Consider the following 19,959-nt stretch of genomic DNA (forward strand, 5'->3'; position numbering starts at 1 on the left):
ATCCCATGAAAGACACCGTTTCCATCACCGGATCCGCCCATACCGACCGCATCCATGACAGCGCCATCAAACATGTCACCGGTGCCGCCGATTACACCGACGATATCGCCCAGCCCGAGGGCACGCTGCACGCCTATCTCGGCGTCTCGGACGTGGCCCATGCGCGCCTTCTGGGCATCGACTTTGCCGAGGTTCTCGCCACTCCCGGCGTGATCGGCATTCTCACCGCCGAGGACGTGCCGGGTGTCAACGATATCAGCCCGACGGGTCTCAACGACGAACCGGTGTTTCCGACCGACCTGATCCAGTTCCACGGCCAGCCGCTCTTTGCCGTGATCGCCGAGAGCCGCGATATCGCCCGCCGCGCCGCCGCACGGGCCAGGGTCGATTACGAAACCCTGCCCCACGCGCTCGACCCCGTCGCCGCGATGGACGCGGGATATCCCCATGTCACTGCCCCGCTCAAGCTGGAACGCGGCGCTGTCGGCCCCGCCTTTGCCGCCGCGAAGCACCGTGTTTCAGGTCGCCTCACCCTCGGCGGGCAGGACCACATGTATCTCGAAGGCCATATCGCCTTTGCCATTCCGGGCGAAGACGACGACGTGATCGTGCATTGCTCGACCCAGCACCCCTCCGAGGCGCAGCACATGGTCGCCCACGTCCTCGGCGTGCCCTCCAACGCCGTGGTGGTCAACGTGCGCCGCATGGGCGGCGGCTTCGGCGGCAAGGAAAGCCAGATGAACCTGTTCTGCGCCGTCGCCGCGATCGCCGCCAAGAAATGGAACCGCGCCGTCAAGATCCGCCCCGACCGCGATCAGGACATGATCGCCACCGGCAAGCGCCACGATTTCGTCATCGACTACGATGTCGCCTTCGACGATGCGGGCCGCATTCAGGCGGTGCAGGGCAGCTTTGCCGCGCGCTGCGGTTTTTCCGCCGATCTCTCCGGCCCCGTCACCGACCGGGCGCTGTTTCACGCCGACAACGCCTATTTCTACCCCAATGTGCGGCTCGACAGCCACCCGATGAAGACCAACACCGTCTCCAACACCGCCTTCCGGGGCTTTGGCGGGCCGCAGGGCGTGATCGCCGCCGAGCGCATCATCGAGGAAATCGCCTATGCCACCGGGCAGGATCCGCTGGATGTGCGCAAGGCGAATTTCTACGGAGGCGAAGGGCGCAACCTGACGCCCTATCACCAAGAGGTTGAGGACAACATCCTCGATCGGCTGGTCAGCGAGTTGGAGGAGTCTTCCGCATACCGCCGCCGCCGGCAGGAGATCATCGCCCATAACCAGACCTCGCCGGTGCTGAAAAAGGGCATCGCGCTCACGCCGGTCAAGTTCGGCATCTCCTTCACCGCCACTTGGTACAACCAGGCCGGCGCGCTGGTGCATGTCTATAATGACGGTTCGATCCACCTGAACCACGGCGGCACCGAGATGGGCCAGGGGCTGAACACCAAGGTCGCGCAGGTCGTGGCCGAGGCCTTCCAGGTCGATTTCGAGCGCATCAAGATCACCAGAACCACCACCGAGAAGGTGCCCAACACCTCCGCCACCGCCGCCTCCAGCGGCACCGATCTCAACGGCATGGCGGCGCTGAACGCGGTCGAGCAGATCAAGGCACGGCTGGTCGCCTTCGCGGCGGAAAAATGGAACGTCGCGCCGGAAGAGGTGCGTTTTCTCCCCAACCGGGTGCAGGTCGGCGATACGGAACTGCCCTTTGACGCCTTCATCAAGCAGGCCTATCTCGCCCGCGTGCAGCTCTCCGCCGCCGGTTTCTACAAGACCCCGAAAATCCACTGGGACCGGGCCAGGGGCATGGGCCGCCCGTTCTACTATTACGCCTATGGCGCGGCCTGTTCCGAAGTCACCATCGACACGCTCACCGGCGAATACCGGGTCGAGCGAACCGACATCCTGCACGATGTCGGCCGCTCGCTGAACCCGGCGCTCGACAAGGGGCAGGTCGAAGGCGCTTTCATCCAGGGCATGGGCTGGCTCACCACCGAGGAACTCTGGTGGGACGACAAGGGCCAGCTGCGCACCCACGCGCCCAGCACATACAAGATCCCGCTCGCCAGCGACCGTCCGCGCGTCTTCAACGTCAACCTCGCCGACTGGTCCGAGAACCGCGAACTGACCATCAAGCGGTCCAAGGCCGTGGGCGAACCGCCCTTCATGCTCGGCATCTCGGTGCTGGAGGCCCTGTCGATGGCCGTGGCCTCGGTCGCCGATTACCGCACCTGCCCGCGCCTTGACGCCCCGGCCACCCCGGAACGCGTCCTGATGGCGGTCGAACGGCTGCGGGGCGAGGGCTGAGCGATGCCGACGCTCGACGCGTTCCTGACCGCCCACCCCTCGGTGATCCGCGTCGCGCTGACCCGCGTGCGCGGCTCCTCCCCCCGCAATGCCGGCACCGAGATGTTCGTGGCCCCCGCCGCGCTTTGGGGCACAATCGGCGGCGGCCAGCTCGAATATATCGCCATCAACGCGGCGCGCGACATGCTGCGCGATCGCGTGCTCAACCGCGATCTCGACGTGCCGCTCGGCCCCGAGATCGGCCAGTGCTGCGGCGGGCGCGTGGAACTGAAGCTCTCGCGCATGCGGGCTTCGGACAAACGCGCCGCGATCACCAGCGCCGCGGCGCACGAGGATACTCTGCCCCATGTCTATGTCCTGGGCGCCGGTCACGTGGGCCGGGCGCTGGCCGACCTGTTCCAGCACCTGCCGGTGCGCTGCATCCTCACCGATCCCCGCCCCGACGAGATCGCGCTTTGCACCGCGAAGGTGGAAACCCGCGCCAGCCCCCTGCCCGAAGCGGATATCCGGCACGCCCCGGCGGGCAGCGCCTTCATCGTCCTGACCCACGATCACGGGCTCGATTTCCTGCTCACCTCCGCCGCGCTCGAACGCGCCGACGCCGCCTATGTCGGCATGATCGGTTCCGCCACCAAGCGGGCCAAGTTCCGCAACTGGGCGCAGCGGGAATGCGGCGGGCAATCCACCGAGCAACTGATTTGCCCCATCGGGGCAAGCGGCAGCCGCGACAAGCGGCCCAGCGTCATCGCCGCCTTCGTGGTGGCCGAGGTGATGGCTGAACTGACCTCTGAAACTGCCGCAACCGCCCCGGCCGGGGCAAACGATGCGCCCCTTACGGGCCAGCAACGCGACCGGAAAGGGAGATCGGCCTGACATCCGTCGGCCGGGTCCGGTCCCAACAGAGGAGGAGCCCGTCATGGACGGGAAGACATACGACTACAAGCTGTTCACACGCAGCGATTTCAGCGCCTTCTGGGCGCTGTTCACCGACAACCTGGTGAACCTGCTGATCCTGTCCGGGGTCTGCCAGTTCGTGTTCCAGATGCCGCCCGAAATCGTCTTCGGCCGCATCGTGCCGGGCGCGGCCATCGCCATCCTGGCCGGGGTCGCCGTCTATACCTACATGGCGAAATGGGCCGCAACCAAACAGGGCAAGGACGTGACCGCCCTGCCCTACGGCATTTCGACACCGGTCATGTTCGTCTACCTGTTCGGCGTGATCGGCCCGATCTACTGGGCCACGAGCGACGCCATGCTGGCCTGGCAGGTGGGCATCGGCGCGGGTTTCATGGGCGGCATCGTCGCAGCACTCGGCGCCATCGTGGGACCCTGGCTCAAGCGCATCACCCCGCGCGCGGGCATGCTTGGCACACTCTGCGGCATCGCGCTGGTGTTCATCGGCTCGGTGCCGCTGTCGGAAATCTTCGAAAACCCGATCATCGGTTTCACCTCGCTCCTGTTCATCCTCTGGGGCCTGATCGGCCGCTTCCGCCTGCCCGGTAACGTGCCTGCGGGTCTCGTGGCCATCGCCGCCGGCACCGTGATTGCCCTGGTGCTGGGTGAGTCCCGCATCGACTTCAGCGGCATCGGTTTCTATCCGCCAGTTCCCTATATCGGCGATCTGATCGTGGGGGTGCAGTATCTCTTCGCCAATCCCGAACTGTTCCTGGTGCTGATCCCGGTGCAGATCTACAATTTCATCGAAACCATGAACAACGTGGAATCTGCCGAGGCGGCGGGGGATCACTACCCGGTCGGGCTCTGCCAGGTCACCGACGGCGCGGGCACCATGCTGGGCGCGGTGTTCGGCTCGCCCTTCCCCACCACCGTCTATATCGGCCACCCGGCCTACAAGCGGCTCGACGCGCATGCCGGTTACATCGTCGGCGTCGCCGTCGTGATCGCCGCCGCGGCCTTCCTGGGCTTCCTGTCCTTCCTCGCCGGACTGATCCCGATCGCCGCCGCCGCCCCGGTGCTGGTCTTCGTCTCGGTCAGCCTGATCACCAATACCGCCTGGGCGGTCAAGCCCTTGCACATGGCGGCGGTCTCCTTCGCCATCCTGCCGCATATCTCGGCCTTCCTGATGGTGAAATGGGGTTCGCTGATGAACGCGCTGCGCAGCACCGGAGTCGAGGGCCTGCCCGCGCTCGGCGATGACGCGCTGACCGCCGCGCTCTTGATGGAAGGCGCGCATTACGAGGGGCATCTCGCCCTCAGCCAGGGCGCGATCATCACCGGCCTGGCCTGGGGCGCCATCGTCGCCGACGTGATCGACGGACGCTTCCGCATGGCGGGCGGCTTCGCCATCGCCGCCGCGGTGATGTCCTCGGTCGGGATCATCCATTCCTTCACCCTGCAAATGCCGCAATTCGACGGGATCACCATCGGCTACCTGATCATCGGCGCGTTCCTCTACGTCTACCCGGCGCTGGCCCCGAAGGAGGATCTCGAACACCGGATCATCGTGCCCGACGAGCCCGACTTCATCGACGACGACACGCCAGCGCAACAGGCGTGACCCATGAACCGGGGCGGCTTTCGGGCCGCCCTTCTCCCCCTGCCCTTCCAGACAAACGAGACCCGCCATGACGCAGAGAGTGCTCCGCGGCCGCCTGCTGACCTTCCACCGCGAACCGCAATCGGGCGACGACACCGGCGCCTATACCTATCTCGAGGACGGCGCGCTGCTGATCCGCGACGGGATCATCGAGAAAACCGGACCCTTCGCCGAGGTCGCCGCCCTCGCCGGCGACGCGCCCGTGACCGACCACCGCCCGCATCTGATGATGGCCGGGTTCATCGACACCCATATCCATTTCCCGCAGGTGCAGGTGATCGCCTCCTGGGGCGCGCAGCTGCTCGACTGGCTCAACAACTATACTTTCCCCGAGGAAACCCGTTTCGCTTCCGAACGGCACAGCGCCCGCATGGCCGAGGCTTTCTTCGATCAGCTGATCGCCCATGGCACGACCACGGCGGTGGCCTTCTGCTCGGTGCACAAGACCTCGGCCGAGGCGTTCTTTGCCGAGGCCGCCCGCCGCAACATGCGGATGCTCGGCGGCAAGGTTCTGATGGACCGCAACGCGCCCGAAACCCTGCGCGACACGCCGCAGACCGGTTACGATGAAACCAAGGCGCTGATCGCCGGATGGCACGGCAAGGGCCGCAACGGCTATGTCATCTCGCCCCGCTTCGCCATCACCTCGACCCCCGAACAGATGGAGATGGCGCAGGCGCTGGCGCGGGAACATCCCGACTGCCACATCCAGACCCACCTGTCGGAAAACCGCGACGAGATCGCCTATACCGCGCAGCTCTACCCCAAGGCGCGCGACTATCTCGACGTGTACCAGTCCTACGGGCTGCTCGGGCCGAAATCGCTGCTGGGCCACGCCATCCACCTTCAGCCGCGCGAGATCGACGCCCTGGCCGAGACCGGCGCGCATCCGGTCTTCTGCCCGACCTCGAACCTGTTTCTCGGCAGCGGGCTGTTCGACGATGCCGGTCTGCGCGCGCGCGGCATGGTGAACGGCATCGCCACCGATGTCGGCGCGGGCACCAGCTACTCAATGCTCCAGACCCTCAACGAGGGCTACAAGATTCTGCAATTGCAGGGCCAGGCCCTGCACCCGCTCCGGGCGTTTCACTGGGCCACGCGCGGCAATGCCTGCGTGCTCGGCCTTGAGGACCGGATCGGCACTCTCGCCCCCGGCTCCGAGGCCGACGTGATCGTGCTCAACGCCCGCAGCACCCCCGCCATGGCCCTGCGCATGGAGCGCGCCGAAAGCCTGGCCGAGGAACTTTTCGTACTACAGATGATGGGGGACGATCGCGCCGTGGAAGCGGTCTATGTGTCGGGCGTCCCGGCCACGCCGGTTCCGGATCGGCAGGCCGCCGCCAATCGGGCGATGCAAACCGCATAATCCTCCGGACAGAACCTTGACGCGGCGCATCCTGCACAGGCATTCCGACTGTATCGCGGCATCGATTTCGACGTTTCCACGCTGCCGCAGAGCGTCCGGGCGCCGCTATCCGCCGTAGCGGTCGGCGGTCAGGCCATCGAAATCGATCTCGGGCTTCTTGCCCAGAACGAGATCGGCGACCGCCCGCCCCGATCCGCAGGCCATGGTCCAGCCCAGCGTGCCGTGACCGGTGTTGAGAAACAGGTTGCCCACCCGCGATTGCCCCAGCACGGGCGTTCCGTCCGGCGTCATCGGCCGCAGCCCGGTCCAGCCCTCGGCCCTGGAGATGTCTCCGCCGCCCGGAAACAGATCGCCGATGACATGGCGCACGGTATCGGTGGCATGCGGACCCAGCCGGTTGGAATAGCCGGCGATCTCGGCGGTGCCGGCGACGCGGATACGGTCGCCCAGGCGGGTGATCGCCACCTTATGCGTTTCGTCCATGATGGTGGATTGCGGCGCCTTGCCTTCGTCCACGACCGGCAGCGTCACCGAATACCCCTTTACCGGGTAGACCGGCAGGCGCACGCCGATCGGGTTCAGCACCTTCGGCCCATAGCTGCCGAGTGCGCAGACATAGGCGTCGCCGGTGATCCTGCCGGCGATCTCGGTCTCGACCCCGGCCACCTTGCCGTTTTCCACCGCGATGGCGCGGATCGACTGGCCATACTGGAATTCCACCCCCATCCCGGCGCATCTCTCGGCCAGCGCGATGGTGAACATCCGGCAATCCCCGGTGCGGTCCGCGGTCAGGCGCAGCCCGCCGACGAATTTCTCGCGCACCCCGGCCAGCGCGGGCTCGACCGCGATGCAGCCGTCCTGGTCCAGCAGTTCGAAGGGCGAATCGTATTCGGCGAGGATCTCCTGGTCGGCCCTGGACCCCTTGAGCTGCTTTTCCGTCCGGAACAATTGCAGCGTACCCTGTTCCCGCCCGTCGTATTCGATGCCGGTCTCCGCGATGAGATCGGGCATCACATCGCGCGAATAGTTGGAGATCCGCACCATCCGGCTCTTGTTGGTCCGGTAGCTGTCCTCGTTGCAGTTCCGCAGCATCTGCGCGCCCCAGGCCCACATCGTCGGGCTGATCAGCGGCCAGATGAACAAGGGGCGGCGCTTCATGAACAGCCACTTGACCGCCTTCAACGGAATACCCGGCGCGGCCCAGGGCGAAGTCATGCCATAGCTGAGTTCGCCGGCGTTGGCATAGCTGGTTTCCAGCCCCGGACCGGCCTGCCGATCCAGCACCGTGACCTCGGCTCCGCCCTTGGCAAGGTAGTAGGCCGTGGTCACACCGATGACCCCCGCTCCCATCACGACGACTTTCATGGTTGCACTCTCCAAAAAGGTTTCAGCACGCGGCGGGGCCGGTGATTTCGAGCTTCGGTTCCGGTCCGTTCGGCTCATGCGCCCCGGCCGCTCCGGCAGGGACCGCACCGTCGGGAACCCGGTCGTCCCAATCGTCGTTCATCGCGGCAAGATCGGCCATATCCGCCATATCATCGCTTTCCGGGTCTGACCACGCACCGAAAGACACGGCATCTGCCGGGCTTCAAACATTCCGCCGCGGATCGAATTGGCCCTGATCCGCATCGGCACGAAGCTCACCGACCCCGGCGGCAAGATCGCCCGCCCCGGAAAGCCAGACCAGAAATGACGACAAGGCGGCGCTGGCAGGCCCATTCGTCGGCCAAACCAGATAGTAGGTTCCTTCGACATCGACATAGCCGGAACTGGCCGGGACAAGCCGGCCGCGCCGGAATTCGCGGCGGGCGAGAAACTCGGGCAGAAGAGCCACGCCCGCCCCGGAGACGGCCGCCTCGGCCATGTTCGTGAACTGGTCGAACAGCATTCCGCGGAGCCGGTCCGCGTCGTGCCCGTGCGCCTTGAACCAGTCTTCCCACGCGCCCGGACGGCTTTCCAGATGCAAGAGGGGTTGCCCCGTCAACACTTGCGGCGGCATCGGGATTTCATCCGCGAAGCCGGGGGCGCAGACCGCGATGACACGTTCCTTCAGCAAGGGCAGATACTGCACGCCGCGCCAATCCTGCGCTCCGAAATGAATCGCCGCGTCGAAATCCTCGCGCTCGAAATCGAAAGGCCTGATGCGGGTGCTCTGGTTCACCAGAATGTCCGGGTGGGCCTGGCGGAAGCCGCGAAGGCGCGGGCTGAGCCAGTACATCCCGAAGGACGGCAGCACCGCGAGGTTCAGACTGGCGCGCGATCCGCTCGCCCTGACCTTCAGGCTCGCACGGGCAAGATCGTTCAGCAGGTCGCGCACCGAACGGGCATAGGCCATGCCGGCGGGCGTCAGGCGCAGCGACTTTCCACTGCGAATGAACAGCCGAACCCCGATCTGCTCTTCCAGGACCCGGAGCTGACGGCTGACCGCCGAATGGGTCAGAGAAAGCTCCTCCGCGGCGGCGGTGGCCGTGCCAAGCCGTTCCACCGCCTCCAGCGCGAGCAGGGAACTGATCGAGGGAAGAAACCTGCGCGGTGCTATCATGTGAGTTTTTCTCCAACCCTTGTTCGACGATGTCAATTTTTATCTGATTTGCACAGGTGTATGCGTTCCGCAGGCGCACAAATGCGGGGTGGGTTCATGTCTCTACGGCCGGGATTCAGGCGGATGCGGCGGATCGCTGCGCCCGCGTTCGCGGAAAGACAAGCCATGCCGCTTTGAGTCCGCGGACCGAACGCCTTAGGAATGAATACAAAGCCCCGCAACCGACGCCCTCTTTCCCCGATCGGGCCTTAGGCGACGCGGGCAGAACAAGGAGTTGACCATGTCCCATGCCGATATTCTGGCCGCATCCGGCCTTTCGAAATCCGACACCACCGGCGGCACGCTGGCAGTCCGAACCCCGGTGGACGGGTCCGAGATCGCGCGCCTGAAGGTTCACGGCGCCGCCGAAGCCGACGCGATGATCGCGCGGGCGCACGGGGCGTTCCTCGCCTGGCGCAAGGTTCCCGCACCGCGCAGAGGCGAGTTCGTCCGGTTGCTCGGCGAAGAACTGCGCCGCCAGAAACAGGCGCTTGGCGCGCTGGTGACACTGGAATGCGGCAAGATCCTCCAGGAAGGCCTGGGCGAGGTTCAGGAGATGATCGACATCTGCGATTTCGCCGTCGGTCTGTCCCGTCAACTCTATGGCCTGACCATCGCCTCCGAACGCCCCGGCCACGCGATGCGCGAAACCTGGCATCCGATGGGCGTTTGCGGCGTGATCACGGCCTTCAATTTCCCGGTGGCTCCATGGTGCTGGAACGCCGCGCTGGCGCTGGTCTGCGGCGATCCGGTGATCTGGAAACCGTCGGAAAAGACACCGCTGACCGCGCTGGCGGTGCAGAAGATCTGCGAAAAGGTCCGCGCAGGGTTCGGAGACGACGCGCCGGAGGGGCTGACGCAGGTTCTGATCGGAGATCGCGAACTGGGCGAGGCGCTGACCGCGAACCCGAAGGTCGCCATCGTCTCGGCGACCGGCTCGGTGCCCATGGGCCGCGCGGTTGCGGCGGACATGTCCAAACGGCTGGGGCGCACGATCCTTGAATTGGGCGGCAACAACGCGATGATCGTCGCGCCGTCGGCGGACCTGGAAATGGCGCTGCGGGCCATCGTGTTTTCAGCGGTCGGCACGGCGGGGCAACGCTGCACGTCGCTGCGCCGCCTGATCGTGCAGGAAGACGTCTATGACGCGCTGATGCCGCGGCTCATCAAGGCTTACGAGGGCCTGCCCATCGGCGATCCGTTGGCCGGCGGAACGCTGGTCGGCCCGCTGATCGACTCGCAGGCGATGGTGGCGATGGACGCGGCGCTGGAAACGGCGAAATCCCAGGGAGGCAGCGTGCATGGCGGCGGACGCGCACTGGCCGACAGCCACCCGGCGGCGGCCTATGTGCGCCCGGCGATCGTGGAAATGCCGTCGCAGAGCTCGATTATGCATCGGGAAACCTTCGCGCCGATCCTCTATGTGGTGAAATACCGCGCGCTGGACGACGCCATCGCGATGCAGAACGCCGTCCCGCAGGGCCTGAGTTCCTGCATATTCTCCACCGATGTCCGCGAGACCGAGCATTTCCTGTCGGCGGCAGGGTCCGATTGCGGCATCGCCAACGTGAACATCGGCCCCTCGGGCGCCGAGATCGGCGGCGCGTTCGGCGGTGAAAAGGAAACCGGCGGCGGGCGCGAGAGCGGTTCGGACGCCTGGAAAGGCTACATGCGCCGGCAGACCAACACCATCAACTATTCGCGCGAACTGCCGCTGGCGCAGGGGATCAGGTTTGACATCTGACCGCCCGGAAAACCTGTGGCGCCACAGCCATCGGCCGGACATGGAGCTGGCGGCGCTGGACGGCGACACCCGCTCCGACCTGCTGGTGATCGGCGGCGGTTTCACCGGATGCTCCGCCGCGCTGGAAGCGGCGCGCGGCAACGCGGATGTGGTGCTGCTGGAGGCCAGGACCATCGGCCATGGCGGTTCCGGCCGCAATGTCGGCCTGGTCAACGCCGGTCTCTGGCTGCCGCCGGACGATATCGTCGCGAAGCTGGGCCGCGACGCCGGGACGCGCCTGATCGACGCGCTGTCGGTCGCGCCCGACCTTGTCTTCCGGCTGATCGCGGAACATGGCATCGACTGCGAAGCGACGCGAAACGGGACGCTGCACCTTGCCCATGCGCCGTCCGGGCTGAGGGAACTGGAAAGCCGGTTGCGGCAGGGCAACCGCACCGGCGCGCCCCTGCAACTGCTCGACGCCGGCGAAACCGCGCGGCGCAGCGGATCGCGCGCGTTCTTCGGCGGGCTTTTCGATCCGCGCGCCGGGACTGTGCAGCCCCTGGCCTATTGCCGGGGCCTCGCGGCAGCCGCCCGCGCGGCCGGCGCCCGGATCTTCGAAGGCTCGCCGGTGCGCGAGATCGTCCATGACGGGACGCACTGGATCGCGCGGGTTGGCGGCCACCGGGTGCGGGCCCGGCATCTTCTGCTCGCGACCAATGCCTATGCGGACGGAATCGGCGGCGCTCCGGCGCGGGAATTCGTGCCGGTTCATTTCAGTCAGTTCGCCACCGCGCCGCTGCCCGAACCGCTGCGCCGGCACATCCTGCCGGGCGGCGAAGGCTGTTGGGACACGGACATGATCATGAATTCGGTCCGCATCGACCGAGACGGGCGGGTCATCATCGGCGGCGTCGGCAATGTCGACGGTCCCGGCGCGACGATCCACCGCCGCTGGGCGGCCCGCAAGCTGGCGCATTTCTATCCCGAACTCGCCGGCCTGCCCTTCGAACACGCCTGGTCCGGCGCGATCGCCATGACATCGGACCACTTGCCCAAGGTGCTGTCCTTCGGGCCGAACGCCCTGTCGGTCTTTGGGTATTCCGGTCGCGGCATCGGACCCGGCACGGTGTTCGGGAAACAGGCCGCGCGCGCCCTGTTGCGCGGCGACACGGATGCGTTGCCGGTTCCGTTAACCGAAAGCTACAGCGAGGGAGGGAAGCGCGCGCGCACCGTCTTTTTCGAAGTCGGCGCCCTGGCGGCGCACGCGCTGCGCCCCGGCCCCTTCGTGCCCCGCAAGGCGTCTTCGCCGTCCGCGCTGGCGCCCGGCCAGGACTGACGGGATACGGTGCGCAGCGGTTTTATTGCTTGTTCGCGGCAGTCACGAAGTCCCAGGCCACCAGCACCACCGTCAGCAGGACCACAAGCACCAGGTCCGGGCTTGGCACTTCAAGGGCCAGGATGGCGAGGAAGCCCACAAGAAACAGGAATGCGACGAGGGCAAGCAGACGTGTCATGGCATTTCCTTACGGTTCCGTTTCATTGGCTGTCCGCCCAATCGTAGAGCCATCTGGCCGAACGCAGCAACCGGCCATCGTCGGCGCGCGGCCCGACCAGTTGCACACCGATCGGCAGGCCGCTGGACGCGGTCAGTATCGGAACGCTGACGGCAGGCGTTCCGCAAAAGGTCCAGATGCCATTGAAGATCGGGTTTCCCGTCGATTCGAGCCCGTCCGGCGCCGGTCCGGGTGCGGAGGGACAGAGGATCGCGTCGCACCGTTCGAAGATTTCCTCGAGCCCGCTGTTCAGAACCGCCGGCCAGTCAAGCGCCATGAGGTAGTCGCAGGCGAGCGTCGCATTGCCTTCTTCAAGGGCTTTGCGGGTCGGTTCGCCAAGCCGGTCGCGCCCGTCCCGCCAGTATCGGTGGTAGTAACGCGCCATCTCCGCGAAGTTGATCCGCTGGCGCAACTCCCCGGCCCGATCGAATATCGCCGGCAGATCGACCTCGAACATCCGGTCGCCGAGCTGGTCCCGCAACTCCTGGAAAGCGGCACGGGTTTCCGGATCGGCCACGTCCCATCCGGGCGTCCGCACGAAGGCGAAGACCGGTTCCAGCGGCGGTTTCGAACGGGCGATGTCAAGCAGGCGCGGCGCGGGCGCTGGTGCGGTCGCGCTGTCAGCTTCGTCATGCCCATAGAGAACTTCGGCGATGAGCGCCGCGCCTGCCGGGTCGCGCGCGAAGACGCCGACCGTGTCCAGCGTCGGCGACTGCGTGAGTATACCGCGGCGCGGGATGGCGCCGAAGGTCGGCTTGAACCCGGTGACGCCGCAGAAGGACGCGGGACGGATCACCGACCCCCCGGTCTGGGTGCCGACGGCCAGCGGGATCATCCCGTCCGCCACCGCGGCGGCGGACCCCGACGACGATCCCCCCGGCGTTCGGGACGGATCGTGCGGATTGCGCGTCTTGCCGGGATGCATGAAGGCAAGTTCGGTCGTGACCGTCTTGCCCATGATCAGCGCCCCCGCCGCCTTGAGCCGTTCGACCACGAAGGCATCGCGGCTCGGCACCCGGCCGGCATCCAGCGCGCAGCCGTTTTCGGTCGGGATCCGCGCCGTGTCGATGATGTCCTTCAGCCCGACCGGAAGCCCGTGCAGCGGGCCGATCGGGCGGCCGGACAGCCGGTGCGCGTCCAGCGCGCGCGCCTGCGCCCGTGCATGGTCCGGATCGAACCAGGCCCAGGCCCGGACCTCGGCTTCACGCGCCTCGATCCGGGCGATGCAATCCTCGACCAGTTCCAGCGCGCCGAGCGCGCCGGAGGCGAGCCGGTCCCTCAGTTCGACCGCGCCCAGAAGGGTGAGCGGCGCCGTCGCGCCCGACCGCGGTTTCGGTCTAGCTGCCATAGAACAGCTCCGGCAGGTAGAACACGATCTGCGGGAACAGATACATCAGCACCATCGACACGATCACGCAGAACAGGAACGGCATGACCCCGGAAAAGATCTGGGTGAGCCGAACCTCGGGCGGCGCGATGCCCTTGAGATAATAGGCCGACATCGCCATGGGCGGCGTCAGGAAGCTCGTCTGCAGGTTCAGCGCCACGAGAATGCCGAAAAACAGCGGATCGATCTCGAAGAACTGCAACAGGGGCAGGAAGATCGGCACGAAGATGATGATGATCTCGGACCATTCCAGCGGCCAGCCGAGCAGGAAGATGATGATCTGGGCCATGATCAGGAACTGGATCGGGGACAGGTCCAGGCCCTGCACGAAATCGGAAATCAGGTGCTCGCCGCCCAGATAGGAAAAGACCGCCGAGAAGGTGTAGGAGCCGACGAAAAGCCAGCAGACCATCGCCGTCGTCCGAACCGTCAGGTAGACGCTTTCCCGCAGCCGCTGCCAGGTCATCGCGCGATAGACGATGGCCAGCAGCATCCCGCCCAGGGCTCCGATCGAAGCGGCCTCTGTCGGCGTCGCGAGTCCGAACAGGATCGAACCGAGAACCGCCAGGATCAGGAAGGCCAACGGCAGGAAGGAAGTCATGATCATGAACAGCAGCTTGCCCATCGGGATGTCGGGCACTTCCTCGTCGGTGGGACGCGGCGCCGAGGAGGGTTGCAGGATCGAACGGCCCACCACGTAGACCAGATAGAGTCCGACCAGCGTCAACCCCGGCAACAGCGCCCCCGCATAGAGCCGCACGATCGACACGTTGGACGCCGCCGCATAGACGATCAGCATGATCGAGGGCGGGATCAGGATACCCAGCGTGCCGCCGGCGCAGATGATCCCGCTGGCAAAGGAGGGATCATAGCGCGCCTTGAGCATCGCCGGCAGCGCCAGAAGCCCCATCAGCGTCACGACCGCGCCGACGATGCCGGTGGCGGTGGCGAAAAGAGCGCAGGTAATCAGTGCCGCGACCCCCATGGACCCCGGAATGTTCTTGGACGCAATGTTCAGGGTCGAGAACAGGCGGTCGACGATGTTGGCGCGTTCGACGATATAGCCCATGAACAGGAACAGCGGCACCGCCGTCAGCACCTCGTTGGACATGACGGTATAGGTCTGGTTCACGAACAGATCGAATATTCGGTTGTTGAACAGACCTTCGATCCAGAGGCTGAAGCTTTCCCAGCCACCCGCGGTTTCGTCCAGCCGGTTGAAGCCCCGCCACATGCGGGCGGCGTCGAAATAGGCGTAGTAGCCGAAACCGATGCCCATCGCCATCAGCGTGAAGGCGATGGGGAACCCCAGGAAAACGAAGACGATGAACAGCCCCAGCATCATCAGGGCGACTTGAGGGTCTGTCATATGTGGTGATCCATTTCAGCCTTGTCCGCTTCACGCATGAGCAGGTCTTCTGTTTCAAAGACATCCTCGTCCGCCGCGAGCCATTCGTTGGTTCGGATGGCCAGGATACACCGGCAGACCTGCGCGATGCCCTGGATGAAAAGCAGGATGCCCGCCGCCACGATCACCGACTTGAACTGGTAGATGGGGATTCCAGCGGGGCTGTTGATCGACACTTCGCCATATTGCCAGGAGCGGGCGGCGTATTTCCAGCCGGCGAAGATCAGGGCCGAGACACCGGGAAAGAAGAAGAGGATATAGAGAACGAGATCGACCTTGGCCTGGGTGCGCGGCTGCCACAGGCGATAGAGGAAATCGCCGCGGACATGGCCGCCGCGGGACAGCGTATAGGCGCCGCCCATCATGAACAGCGTGCCGTACATGATGAAGGACACGTCCAGCGCCCAGGCCGTCGGGCTGTTGAGAACGTAGCGGACGAAGACCTCGTAGCCCGTGCCGACCGCCATCATGACGATGAGCCAGGCAAAGGCCTTTCCGAACCAGGCCGACAGGTTGTCGGCAAAGCGGATGAATCCAGTCACGGGTCGCCCCTCCCCTTGGCGCGTGCTCTGCGCGAATTGGCTCCGGCGGCCGTGCCGCCGGGGCCGTGTTTTCATTGGACCCGGATCAGATCTTCAGGCGGCCGGGGAAGTAGTGGTCGTAGGCGAGGGCGTAATCCGGCGAGTTCATCAGTTCATAGTAGGTGACGCGCTGGACCCAATCGCGCTGGCTGTCGAGCGTCTTCTTCATGAACGGATCCGTTTCCAGTTCCGGAATCAGTTCGTCCCACGCCTTGAGCTGCGCGTCGAGGATCTCCTTGGACGTGCGGTGCACCGTGACACCGGCTTCATCCTGGAGCCACTTGAGATCCGCGGAATAACGGTCCATGGCCTTCGCCGTATTCGCGGTCGAGGCGGCTTCCACGGCGTATTTCAGGATCGCCTGAAGGTCCAGATCGAGATCTTCCAGGAAACTGCGGTTGAACAGGTATTCAAAGCTTTCGGACGCCTGGTGGTAGGACGAAAGATAGTAATTCTTGGCCACGTCCTGAGCGCCGAAATCCTTGTCCGACGACGGGTTGTTGAATTCGAACGCGTCGATCACGCCACGTTCCATCGCCGGCACGATCTCGCCGCCCGGCAGCTGGGCGACAGACATGCCCAGCCTCGTCATCAGGTCGGCTGCGAGACCCACGGTCCGGTATTTGAACCCCTGAAGATCGGCCACCGTGTTCACTTCGCCCTTGAACCAGCCGAAGGGCTGCGCGAACATCGGGAAGCCGAGATAGCCCTTGACGTCCAGCCCCATGATATCCTGGGTAAGCTCGTCATAAAGCGCCTCGCCACCGCCGGCAAAGAACCAGCTCAGCATCGTGGTCGCGGAGCCGCCGAAAACAGGGCCGGTGCCAAAGAGCGACGCGGCCTTGTTCTTGCCATACCAGTAGACCGGAACCGAATGCGCCGCATCGAGCACGCCATCGTTGACGGCGTCCAGCACCTGGAACGCGGCGACGACCGCACCCGCCGGCAGGACTTCGATCTTCATCCGCCCGCCCGACATTTCATCGACCCGCTGGGCGTAATCCTTGGCGAATTCGTCCCAGATGTTGGACGCGCCCCAGGACGTCTGCATCTTCACCACGATCGGCGCCTGCGCCAGAACCGCAGGCGCTGCCAGAACGCCGCCGGCGGCGGTGCCCCCCAACAGCGCGGATTTCTTGATAAAGGAACGGCGGTTCAGTTGCGTCTCAATTGTCATGTGACTCCTCCCAAAGCACTGATTGCGACCGATCTGACGTTCACGGCTCTTCGCCGCGTGATCGGCTGCGCAGGTGCACGATAGGACGTGGTTCGCATCAGGCGCAAGCCTTTAGCTGCCGATTGCCCCGTCACCAGGGGTCGCCCCGCGCATTCGAACCGGTCGCCGTCCGGCCCGCCGTCTTGACGGCGGCGGACCGGTTTCGGGTCAGGGACGCAGCGCCACGTCGTTCATGGCGAGAAACCGGGATCTTTTACATAGGCCACGACCTGCCGGATCTCGTCGACGGTGTAGGTGTCTTTCCAGGCCGGCATCTTCTTGAACCCCTTGTAAACCCGCTTGAAAACGAACTCCGGCTTGTATTTTGCCGGTTTCAGTTTCGGCGCCTTGCCGGGATAGGCCTTGTAGCCATGGCAATGGGTGCACTGTTCGAACCAGATCTCCTTGCCCGCCTCGAAGTTTGACGGATCCGTCAGAAATGCCTCCTCGAAGGTTTGCGCCGCGATCACCTCGTCATCGCTCATCGCCGGCTCATCGGATTTCTCTGCGTCGGGTTCCGCTTCCGCCGTGTCGGTCGAGGACTCCGCCAGGATATAGGCGACGACATCCTTGCGGTCCTGTTCATCCTTCAGCTTGAACGACATGCCCGACCGTGCCTTGCCGTCCTCCAGCCGGGTGCGCAGGAAAGCCGTCGGGTCTTCGAGATATTCGACCAGCAGCGGTTCGGTCCAGACCAGCCCCTGTTCACCTGCGGCAGACAGGGACGGGCTGTATTTGAATGCGTCGTAGGTGCCGGCGCTGCGCCCCACCACACCGGTCAGAACCGGGCCGGCCCGGTTTTCCGCACCGGCCCCGACCTGGTGGCAGGACTTGCATTTCTTGAACACCGTTTCACCGGCTTCGGCGTCTTGCGAATGGCCTGGCGTGCTCCAGCCAAGCGCGATGAGGACGGCGGCGGCCAGTGGTGCAGATTTGAACATGAGCTTCCTCTGATTTCTGTTCCCGGCCTTGCCAACCGGATAGAAGACGGCGCCGCATGCCATGTGCTTGCGGCGCCGGGCTTGATCGGGTCGGGTCAGTTGGCCGGCATGACCTTGTAGATCGTGTCCAAGCCGCCATTCGGACCGGTCGTGACCGAGGTGAGAACATAGACCTCGCCATCCGCATCCTGGGCAAATGCCAGAACATAGGGCTTCTTGCCCTCCATGTTGGTCACGTTCGCCACTTCCATCGACCAGGTGCCGTCGCTGCCGGGGCTGCCGATGAAGATCTGGCCGTCCATTTCGGCAAAGCTCTTGGACCAGTCGCCGAAGATGTATTTACCGTCCCAGTCCGCATGCGAACCGCGATACACATAGCCGCCCGTGTTGGAGATCCCCAGGCATTCCTGCGGGCGGGCGGTGCAGTTCGGATACTCCAGGATCGGCATCACGAGGTCCGCGCTCTCGCAGGACTCCGGATGGTTGTCCGGCTGCGTGTAGTCGAAACAGTGGGTCGCTTCCATAACCCGCCATCCGAGGTTGTCCCCGGCCTTGACGATATCGATCTCTTCGTAGCTGTTCTGCTGCACGTCACCGCAGAACATGTTGTTTTCGCCACCCATGTCGAAGGAACAGCGCCAGGGGTTCCGCAACCCATAGGCCCAGATCTCGGGCGCGGCCTCGTCATTGTCCACGAACGGGTTGTCGGCGGGGATCGCATAGTTGTTGCCGTCTGCCTGGCTGTTGACGTCGATGCGCAGGATCTTTCCATGCAGCACGCTCAGATCCTGGCCGTTGCCTTCGGTCACGTTGTGGCCGATGCCCCAGTCGTTGGCGTAGCCGCCGTCGCCGGTGGAGATATAGAGCATCCCGTCGGGACCGAATCCGATCCAGTGGCCATTGTGGTTGAACTGCGGCCAGTTGATTTCGCTGATGATTCGCTCGGAGTGCATGTTGGCCATGTTGGGGTCATCCGCGGACACCGTGAATTCCGACACCGTGTTGGTGTGATCCCACCAGAACATCTGCCCCAGATCGCCCTGGAAATTGATCGGCGCCGAATAGGCGACGTAGAATTTTCCGTTGTTGGCAAAATCCGGGTGGAACGCCAGGCCGAGCAGGCCCCGTTCGTCGAAATCATGGAATTGCGTCACGATCCTGTTGCGGATGTCCAGAAACGGCTGCGGCAGCAGATTGCCCTCGCCGTCGATGACCCGGACACGACCGTGCTGTTCGATCACGAACTTGCGGTCGTCGCCGTTCGGCTGAACCATCGCCAGCGGCGCATTCACACCGGTGACATAGGGTTCCAGCACGATATCCACCGCATGCGCGGCGGTGGTGGCCCCGAGGGTCATGCAGGTCGAAGCCAATATTCCGAGCATCAGGTTCTTGGTAGGCGCCATGTTAAATCCTCCCGTTTTCTTCACGGCATAGTTGCGAAGTTGTCGCCGCGTCACCCTAGCAGAGCCCTTCCGCGAGTCTCCAACTTTTTTTGCAGGCCGATCTGAAACGCGGAATTTGACTTTCCGCGGCAAACCGTGATTTCAAGTTATTGATTTCAAACGATATTGCAGTATCCGGACCAATTGGCGCCGCCGGGCCGGGCAATACAGGTGGCAACGGCAGCAACGTCCGGGGCCGGACGGCCCGGCCGGCATTCCCTAGGGAACGCATCAGGGCGAGGCCCGGTGTGGGATCAGGAAGGGCCGCACCACGACCCATAGCGCCAGCGGCGCGAGCGCGCAGATCGCGATGGTGAGAACCGCATTGTCCGAACCGATGTAACCGGCGGTGGCGAACACGAAACCCAACGGCACCGCGCCGCAGGTCAGCGCCGCCAGGTAGGGTCGCACCGGCATGCCGGTAAGGCCGGCGAGAAAGCTGATCGTCTCCGGCAGGATCGGCAGCCACCGCGATCCGGCGACGATCCAGCCGCCATAACGGTCAAACAGCGCCCGCGCCTGCGCCAGACCCTCCGCGCCCGCCAGTTTCTCGGCGGTGTTCGGCCCGATCAGCCGGCAGACCAGGTATCCGGCCAAACCAGCCAGAATCGACCCGGTTGCGCAGATCAGCCCGCCCAGGAACGGCCCGTAGATGATCCCGATCGCCGCCATCACCGCCGTCGACGGCACCGGCAGCGCGATGTCGGAGGCGATCAGCGCGATCCCGGCCAGCCAAGCCCATCCGCCGAATTGGCGCATCCAGCCGGCCACCCCGTCCTCGGCCAGCCGCGCTTCGATCTCGCCGCCCCAGATCAGGAAGGGCATCACCGTCACGAGCAGAAGCACAAGAACCAGCAGCAGCAGGCGCAGCATG

General features: G+C 65.0%; 17 protein-coding genes. 6 read left to right on the forward strand and 11 right to left on the reverse strand.

Annotation, left to right across the window (positions count from 1 at the left end; translation table 11 throughout):
• Positions 1-5: 5 nt before the first annotated feature.
• From xdhB to guaD, 4 genes are all read left to right on the forward strand, one after another.
• Positions 6-2,324 (forward strand): xanthine dehydrogenase molybdopterin binding subunit, encoded by a 2,319-nt coding sequence (gene xdhB / locus QO034_RS15265; protein ID WP_284486392.1) that lies wholly within the window; start codon positions 6-8, stop codon positions 2,322-2,324.
• A gap of 3 nt (positions 2,325-2,327) precedes the next feature.
• Positions 2,328-3,197 carry a xanthine dehydrogenase accessory protein XdhC gene (xdhC, locus tag QO034_RS15270; protein ID WP_284486393.1) on the forward strand — a complete coding sequence of 290 codons (870 nt, stop codon included), beginning with the start codon at positions 2,328-2,330 and terminating at the stop codon, positions 3,195-3,197.
• Positions 3,198-3,240: 43 nt separating this feature from the next.
• Positions 3,241-4,842 carry a xanthine/uracil/vitamin C permease gene (locus QO034_RS15275; RefSeq protein WP_284486394.1) on the forward strand — a complete coding sequence of 534 codons (1,602 nt, stop codon included), beginning with the start codon at positions 3,241-3,243 and terminating at the stop codon, positions 4,840-4,842.
• Positions 4,843-4,909: 67 nt separating this feature from the next.
• Positions 4,910-6,247, forward strand: a complete 1,338-nt coding sequence (gene guaD, locus QO034_RS15280) for a guanine deaminase (protein ID WP_284486395.1) — start codon at positions 4,910-4,912, stop codon at positions 6,245-6,247.
• Positions 6,248-6,352: 105 nt separating this feature from the next.
• On the opposite strand, the gene QO034_RS15285 is transcribed toward guaD, so the two are convergent.
• The 3 genes from QO034_RS15285 to QO034_RS15295 are packed head-to-tail and all read right to left on the reverse strand — an operon-like array spanning position 6,353 to position 8,789.
• Complete coding sequence (locus QO034_RS15285; RefSeq protein WP_284486396.1) at positions 6,353-7,612, reverse strand: D-amino acid dehydrogenase; 1,260 nt, start codon at positions 7,610-7,612, stop codon at positions 6,353-6,355.
• A gap of 22 nt (positions 7,613-7,634) precedes the next feature.
• A complete protein-coding gene (locus QO034_RS15290; RefSeq protein ID WP_284486397.1) occupies positions 7,635-7,781 on the reverse strand; it encodes a hypothetical protein in 147 nt (48 codons plus the stop codon).
• Positions 7,782-7,835: 54 nt separating this feature from the next.
• Complete coding sequence (locus QO034_RS15295; protein WP_284486398.1) at positions 7,836-8,789, reverse strand: LysR substrate-binding domain-containing protein; 954 nt, start codon at positions 8,787-8,789, stop codon at positions 7,836-7,838.
• Between the two features lie 280 nt (positions 8,790-9,069).
• Here QO034_RS15295 and amaB point away from each other — a divergent pair, with 280 nt between their 5' ends.
• Together amaB and QO034_RS15305 are read left to right on the forward strand one after the other, a co-directional pair.
• Positions 9,070-10,572, forward strand: a complete 1,503-nt coding sequence (gene amaB, locus QO034_RS15300) for an L-piperidine-6-carboxylate dehydrogenase (protein WP_284486399.1) — start codon at positions 9,070-9,072, stop codon at positions 10,570-10,572.
• A complete protein-coding gene (locus QO034_RS15305; protein WP_284486400.1) occupies positions 10,562-11,890 on the forward strand; it encodes an NAD(P)/FAD-dependent oxidoreductase in 1,329 nt (442 codons plus the stop codon). The genes amaB and QO034_RS15305 overlap by 11 nt, the downstream gene beginning before the upstream one ends.
• Before the next feature lie 22 nt (positions 11,891-11,912).
• Here QO034_RS15305 and QO034_RS15310 read toward each other — a convergent pair whose 3' ends face one another.
• The 8 genes from QO034_RS15310 to QO034_RS15345 all read right to left on the reverse strand — a co-directional run bounded on the left by QO034_RS15310 (position 11,913) and on the right by QO034_RS15345 (position 19,958).
• Entirely contained in the window at positions 11,913-12,068 is a 156-nt protein-coding gene (locus QO034_RS15310) for a hypothetical protein (protein ID WP_284486401.1), read from the reverse strand.
• Positions 12,069-12,090: 22 nt separating this feature from the next.
• Positions 12,091-13,455 carry an amidase gene (locus QO034_RS15315; protein ID WP_284486402.1) on the reverse strand — a complete coding sequence of 455 codons (1,365 nt, stop codon included), beginning with the start codon at positions 13,453-13,455 and terminating at the stop codon, positions 12,091-12,093.
• Positions 13,445-14,863 (reverse strand): TRAP transporter large permease, encoded by a 1,419-nt coding sequence (locus QO034_RS15320; protein WP_284486403.1) that lies wholly within the window; start codon positions 14,861-14,863, stop codon positions 13,445-13,447. Before QO034_RS15320 ends, QO034_RS15315 begins: the two co-directional genes overlap by 11 nt.
• On the reverse strand, positions 14,860-15,444 hold the full coding sequence (locus tag QO034_RS15325) for a TRAP transporter small permease subunit (RefSeq protein ID WP_284486404.1): 585 nt from the start codon (positions 15,442-15,444) through the stop codon (positions 14,860-14,862). Before QO034_RS15325 ends, QO034_RS15320 begins: the two co-directional genes overlap by 4 nt.
• An 85-nt stretch (positions 15,445-15,529) precedes the next feature.
• Entirely contained in the window at positions 15,530-16,660 is a 1,131-nt protein-coding gene (locus QO034_RS15330) for a TRAP transporter substrate-binding protein (RefSeq protein ID WP_284486405.1), read from the reverse strand.
• Positions 16,661-16,890: 230 nt separating this feature from the next.
• Complete coding sequence (locus tag QO034_RS15335; protein ID WP_284486406.1) at positions 16,891-17,640, reverse strand: c-type cytochrome; 750 nt, start codon at positions 17,638-17,640, stop codon at positions 16,891-16,893.
• 95 nt (positions 17,641-17,735) lie between these two features.
• Complete coding sequence (locus tag QO034_RS15340; RefSeq protein WP_284486407.1) at positions 17,736-19,046, reverse strand: PQQ-dependent sugar dehydrogenase; 1,311 nt, start codon at positions 19,044-19,046, stop codon at positions 17,736-17,738.
• A gap of 270 nt (positions 19,047-19,316) precedes the next feature.
• Positions 19,317-19,958, reverse strand: a complete 642-nt coding sequence (locus tag QO034_RS15345) for a TVP38/TMEM64 family protein (RefSeq protein ID WP_284486408.1) — start codon at positions 19,956-19,958, stop codon at positions 19,317-19,319.
• Between the last annotated feature and the right edge of the window lies 1 nt (position 19,959).

It is taken from the genome of Sedimentitalea xiamensis (assembly GCF_030164465.1).
GTDB lineage: Bacteria > Pseudomonadota > Alphaproteobacteria > Rhodobacterales > Rhodobacteraceae > Sedimentitalea > Sedimentitalea xiamensis.